Annotated in this window: 1 protein-coding gene and 1 pseudogene; both read left to right on the forward strand. The window is 66.7% G+C overall.

The features are described 5' to 3' along the window. Positions 1-85 precede the first annotated feature (85 nt). The gene (locus BGO82_RS20955) at positions 86-3796 is read left to right on the forward strand and encodes a hypothetical protein (RefSeq protein ID WP_291307563.1); all 3711 of its coding nucleotides are present in this window, start codon (positions 86-88) and stop codon (positions 3794-3796) included. 46 nt (positions 3797-3842) lie between these two features. Beyond that, positions 3843-6807, forward strand: a pseudogene (locus tag BGO82_RS20960) (hypothetical protein); the annotation flags it as partial.

Here is a 6807-nt window from a genome sequence, read left to right on the forward strand (position 1 = left end):
CCAGTCTGCAGTATCGCAGATAGTCCTTTGGGGCAGAGGCCGGGGACGTCTCGTGATCAGGCAGGTGGTCGGCGCTGTTTTGGTGATGGCGGCTCTCCTGGGCGCGTCGCACCCGGCCGCGGCCAAGGGATTGGGCGCCATCTACGCGCCCGCCCCCTATTCCCTGCTCGAGGAATTCTTCATAGGCGACAATGGCGCCGTGCGCATGGTGCGCAAGGAGCACAACGGCCGCTGGCGCCAGCCCTACGACATCACCCCCCCCAATTGGGGCATCCCGGATTCGCCCGTGACCGCCATCTGGTCGGTCCAGAACGACCAACTCGAAATCTTCTGGGCCGATGGCGCCGGCGCCATCAGCCTGATCTGGACCGATCACGACCACTGGCATGCGCCTGTCAAGATCAGCCCCGCCGGCTATGTGGCGCCAGGTGCGCAGCTCTCCGGCGTCTGGCAGACCGGCGAGCACGAGATGGAGCTCTTCGGCATCGACGCGCGCGGCGCGCTCAAGATGCTGTGGAAGAAGGACAACGGCAAATGGCAGACGTCGGCCGACATGAGCGTGCCGAACTATGCCGTTCCCGGTGGGCCGGTGAGCGCCGTGTTCCAGCCGGCCGGCCGCTGCCCCGAAGTGTTCACCATCGGCCTTGATGGCGCGATCAATGTCGTCTGGAAGTGCGCCGACAATCCGTGGGCGGCGAGCCCGCCGCTGACGGCGCCCGGCGTGGCCGATCCCCACGCGCAGCTGACCTCGACCTATTACGACAAGGCCACAAACCTGATCGAGGTGTTCTGGATCGACCAGAAGGGCGCGATGCACGCGCTGTGGAGCTATCCCGGCGGCAAATGGGTGCACGACACCATCAGCGCGCCGGGCATCGCTCCGCCTGGGTCATCGGTGTCGGCGGTGTACCAGCCCCTGCACGATCACCTCGAAGTCTTCGGCATCACGCCCAAAGGCGGTGTCTTCGTCGAATGGCGCAGCGTGCAAAGTCGCTGGACCGGGCCGCAGACCATCGTCAAGGACGGAACGCTGCCGCTCGATGCCACGCTGCGGGGCGTCTTCCAGCCGGAGAACAACCAGCTCGAAGTCTTCTATCTCGATGCGGTCGGCCAGCTGTGGGACGTCTTCAAGGCGAACGACTCCGGCTGGTCGGTGCCGCCGGTAAAGCTCACCGACGTCGCCGGCGCTTCGCTGCTGAAGGCCGGCGATTGCTCCGTCTATTTCCACAAATGGAGCAACGGCAAGATCGCTCCGGACGACTACATGACGAGCGAGTGCGCGCGCGTCACCGGCATCACCGCCTATTGCGACGCGCAGGACGCCTTCATCGCGCAGGACCTTTACGGCCCGCAGGGCAACAAGAAGCGGCTCATCTGCGTGCCCTATTCCCGCCCCGACAGCATCGGCGAACAGGCGGCGCACATCGTGCGTGGCGTCGAGCAGGGCCTGAGCGATGCGCTGATCGCCGCGGCGCCCTATCTGGGGCCGGCGACGGAAGGCGTCAGCTGCATCAACGGCGTGCTTTTCGCCTGCGCGGCGCTCGCGCTCGATGTCGTCGACATTGTGGCCGGCAACAAGATTCCGCAGGACGTGAAGCTGTTCGCCGACCAGGCCATCAGTTGCGCCGGGGGCGGCTATGTCGAATGTGCGTCGCTGGGCGAGCGCAGCATCGAAAAGCTCTCCGGCGTGAAGATTCCGGCTTCCGACGTGGTGCAGGTCCTCAGCGACGTCAGCGACTGCAAGAACCGCATCTATGCCGCCTGCGCCCGTCTGGGCCAGCAGGCCGCCAGCGCCGCGGGCCTGCCGCCCGACTTCCTGCCCTCCAACGTCGCCTCCGTGCTCAGCAGCGGCCAGAAATGCCTGATCGAGGAAGACAGCGAGGCGACGCCCGAGGAGCAGAAGGAAAACACCGTCGACAGCTGCCGGGACCTCGGCCTGTCCCTGGCCACGGCGGCCGGCGTCAACCAGAACGTGGTCGACGCCACCAAGAATGGCATCGATTGCGCCAATGGCGATGAAAACGCCTGCAAGCAACTCGGTCTCGCCGCCGCCCGCGCGCTGGTTCCCGCGGCGCTCACCAAGGCCTCGGACCAATATGGCCTGCGCTGCATCAACGGCGACGCAGCGTCGTGCTATCCGATCGCCATTGCGGCGGTCGACGCGGCGGGCCTGCCGACGGGCGACATCGGCGCGATGCATGCATGCGCCAACGGCGACATGGCGACATGCCAGAAGCTCGTCACCAAAATGACCGGCTTGCCGGTGGGCACCGGACTGGAAACCGTGCAGGCCGTCAGCCGCTGCTCGGACGGCGATGCGCAGGCCTGCATCGATCTCGCCAAGAGCGCGGTGAGCAAATACGACCGCACCACCGGCACGATGGTCACCGACAATCTCCTGGGCGTCACCGGCAAGGGTCTCGCCAAGCGGCTCAGCGTCGCCCGGACGGTCGGGTTCTCCGATTGGGTGACCAAGAGCCCGGCGCCGGCCAGCGCCGCCGCGAACGATATTCCAACTGCTCCGTCGCCGGCCGCCGCCGCGGATTTCGGCGGCAACTGGTCGACCCAGGTACAGAACGGCACCGTCTACCCCATGACGTTGACGCAGGACGGCGCCGGGCATGTGACCGGCTCGTACCCCGACGGCACCATCAGCGACGGCGTCGTTGTCGACTACACGCTCTATGCCCACTGGCAGCAGGGCGCCGCCAATGGTCTGCTGCAGTTCAACATTGTGCAGAACGGGCAGAGTTTCGCCGGCTTCTGGGCGCGGGCCGATCACGCGACAAACGGCACCTGGATCGGAACGCGGCAGCAGCCAGCCGCGAGGACGCAGGTTCCTGTGTCGACGACGGAGCAACAGCAGCTGAAGCAGCAGGCATCGCAGACGCCGCAGGCTGAGACACAGCAGAAGTCGCCCCAGGCCCAGCAGAAGGCGCCTCCGGTCGAGCTGATCAAGCCGGCCCCACCGGTCGTGGTGACGCCGCCGCCCAAACAGATCGTGCTGCCGCAGGGCCAGTGCCCGGCGAACGTGGCGTCGGCAACCCAGCAGCTCCAGATCCTGGCAGGCCGGCTCGGCGATCCGATCGGCAAGATCGCCGCGGGCACGCGCCTGCAATGCCTCGCCTGCGACCAGAGCTGGTGCCTGATCGGCAGCAACAACCCGAACTCGACGGTGCCGCGCCAGCAACTGCGTTTCGAGATGCCGCAGCCGGTGAAGCCCACGCCGGCGCCCGAGGCGCAGCAGCAGATCAAGCCTACGCCGCCTCTGCCGCAGCTTCAGATCAAAAAGCCGGTGGAGCCGACACCGCCGCAGCAGGCCAAGGCGCCGGTGCAGCCCAAGCCCGAACCGAAGCCCGAGCCGAAGCCCGCGTCGGAACCTGCGCCTGCGCCCGAGGTCGCCAATTTCGATGGCCACTGGAACGTGTTCACCAGCACCGGCCTCGTCGAGCAGTTCGAGCTGCATCAGCAGGGGGTGGTGGTTGTCGGCGGCTTCACCGACACCTACGGGACGTCGGCGCAGGTGAACGGCGCCGTCAGCGGGCGGACGCTGACGCTGCAATGGGCCAACAACCGGGGCTATACCGGCGTCGGGACCTTCACCATGCACGACGACAAGCAGTCGTTCGACGGCCGGTTCGGGGTGAACACCATCCCGCCGTTCCAGCAGATATCGAACTACGCCAATGGCGGCACCTGGCAGACCTTCGTGCCGGAGCAGGCCTCGCCCGACGACCTCACCATGTATGGCGGCTGCTCGTCCTGCAACGACGCACCGTCAAACGTGGTCAAATGAGAGATCACGCCAACCGGAACACCGCTCTGGAGACCCTCTTGTGCTGATGCTGGTACGCCGACTCCCGGCACTTGCGCTGCTGCTCTGCGCGCTGCTCTGCGCCGCCCCCGTATTTGCCAAATCTGGGGTCGCGGCGATCTGGGAGCCTGGAAAATACAACCAGCTCGAGGTGTTCTTCAGCGACCACAGCGGCGCCATCCACGAGATCAAGAAGGGGAGCGACTACTACTGGCACCAGCCCTCCTACGTCACCCCCAGCGGCTGGGCCGTTCCGGGCGGCGAGGTTCTCGCACTCTGGCAGACGTTGAACGACCAACTCGAAGTGTTCTGGGTCGACGGCGCCGGCGCCCTCGGCGTGCAGTGGAAGGACCACGACAGCCAGTGGCGCGGTCCCGCCAAGCTGACCGGTCCGGGCTTTGCGGCGCCAGGCTCGCCGCTGGCCGGCTTCTGGCAGCCGACATACCACCAGCTGCATGTCTTCGGCATCACCACCGATGGCGCCATCGACATGCTCTACAAGACCGACAACGGCAAGTGGAGCGCGCCGACCCGCATGACAGGGCCGGGCGCTGCCGTGCCGGGAAGCCAGCCGGTGGCGATCTATCAGCCGACCGGCGGCGAGAGCCAGCTGTTCTACACCGGGTCTGACGGCTCGGTGAACCTGCTGTGGAAGCCCTACAACGAGAAGTGGCGCCCGCCCTTCGCCATTGCTGGGCCCGGCACCGCCGCGCCCGGCGCGTGGCTGACCGGGCTTTACTACGCGCCCTATGACCAGCTCGAGATATTCTACACCAACCCGGCGGGGGCGGTGAACGTCACCTGGAAGCACGGCGAGAACATCTTCGCCTGGAATACCCAGACCATTACCGGTGCGAATTTCTCGGCGCCCGGCGCGCCCATCACCTCGGGTTACATTCCCGCCGACAACCACCTCGAGGTTTTCAGCACCGGTGGCCTCGGCACCGTCAACGACGTCTGGAAGCAGAACAATGGCGGCTGGGCCCCGGCCTTCAACACGACCCCCACGGGATCCGTGCCTCCTGGCAACACCCTGAGCGCCGCAACGCTCCCCAACCCGTTGCAGCTCGAAGTCTTCTATCGGGACGCCAACGGCGCCATCTGGGACACATGGAAAAAGGGCAACGAACCGTGGCGGCCGCCGGTGCAGCTCACCGGCGACGGCGGCCAGTCGATCATCAGCAAGGACTACTGCCTGGCCTATTGGCGCGACTGGTACAACGGCCGCCGCTCCGTATCGGCCGGCATGGCGATGGATTGCAAGCCGTATGCCAGCGACGTCTGCCGCTATTGGCACATGACGGCGCCGCCGCTCTACATCTTCAACGACAACAACATGTACATCCTGCTCAACCATTCGCGGACGCGGGATCCCGATTTCCCCACCACCTACCAGGAGCTGGTCGACGCCAATGGCGACAACTCCTTCGGCGGCCCGGTGAACTGGTACAAGGGGGCGATCGGCGGCAACAATGACGGCGCCGGCGGTGGCCAGATCCTGAGCGGCAAGTTCAACGTCTATAGCGGACTGATCCGCTTCTCGCTCCGGCTCGACAAGGAGCGGCGCGGCGATGCGGGCTTCCCGATCGAGGTCTACAACGGCAGCCTGGACGAGATCTATCACTCGCCCGACACGCGCGGTGTCTACGCCAGCACGCGCGGCCTCTTCACCGCCATGAACGGCAAGCCGTTCGGCAGCTGGCGGGCGCCGGTGCCCAACAGCGACCGTCCGCCGGCGGTCTACTGCGCCGAATCCGACCTGATGATCAAGGACACGCCCCCCGGACCGGCGCGCGACCGCATCCCGCAAATACCGGTCAAGCCCAAGCCCGGCGCCTATGCATCGTTCGCCGGCGAGTGGGTCACCCGCAGCGGCGATCGCACCTACACCATGCGGCTGAAGCAGGACGCCGCCGGCAACGTCACCGGCGACTACGGTGCCGGCACCATCAGCAAGGGCGTCGTCGTCGATCGCGATCTCTACGCCGTGTGGACACAGGGTGCCAGCAGCGGCACGCTGATGTATCACCTCGCGCCCGATGGCACGACATTCGCCGGCGTCTGGCAGGACAAGGACACGATCACGAAGCCGGTACAGGGAAACATCACCGGCATCTGGGATGGCTACTCCAAGGCCAAGTATGGGCCGATCGACAAGACCGGAGCGTTCAACGGCAGCTTCCTGCTCGACAAGAATCCGGGCGAGCGGGTCGACCTGAACATCACCACCAGGAACGGCAAGTTCGGCGGCAGCTTCCCAGGCGGCGCCTTCCTCGGCAATGTCATTTCGTTCAAGGGACACCCGACCGAGCTCGTCGGCGACTTCACGCTGGGCAAAGACATCTTCGGCAAGGGCAGCCTCTTCCTCTACCCGGACGGCAAGGGCTTCTCCGGCTTCTGGCATTCGGGGCTTGCCAGCTCGTATGCGTGGAGCGGCTGGTTCCAGGCGCCGCCATCGGCCAATGTCGACGACCTCGTCCAATATGGCGGCTGTTCGAGCTGCAATTCCGATCCGAACGCGCCGGCGCCGGCGGCGGTCCAGCCGACACCACCGCGGGAGCCACCGCCCTCGCAGCCGCCGGTCGTGCTGGCGGCGCCACCGGCCGCGCCGGTCGTGGTGACGCCGCCGCCCAAGCAGATCGTGCTGCCGCAGGGCCAGTGCCCGGCACCGGCTGCTACGGCCACGTCGGCGCTCAACATCCGGCTCGGCAGCAACGGCGACATCGTCGCGCAGGTGGCGAAAGGGTCGCGCCTGCAGTGCCTCGCCTGCGACCAGAACTGGTGCCTGATCGGCAGCAACAACCCGAACTCGACGGTGTCGCGCAAGCTCCTGCAGTTCGACACGCCGCAGCCGACTGAAACCACCGCCACGCCGCCAGCGGTGGAGCCGACACCGCCGCAGCAGGCCAAGGCGCCGGTGCAGCCCAAGCCCGAGCCGAAGCCCGCGTCGGAACCTGCGCCTGCGCCCGAGGTCGCCAATTTCGATGGCCACT

The organism is Devosia sp. 67-54 (assembly GCF_001899075.1).
In the GTDB taxonomy this organism is placed as follows: domain Bacteria; phylum Pseudomonadota; class Alphaproteobacteria; order Rhizobiales; family Devosiaceae; genus Devosia_A.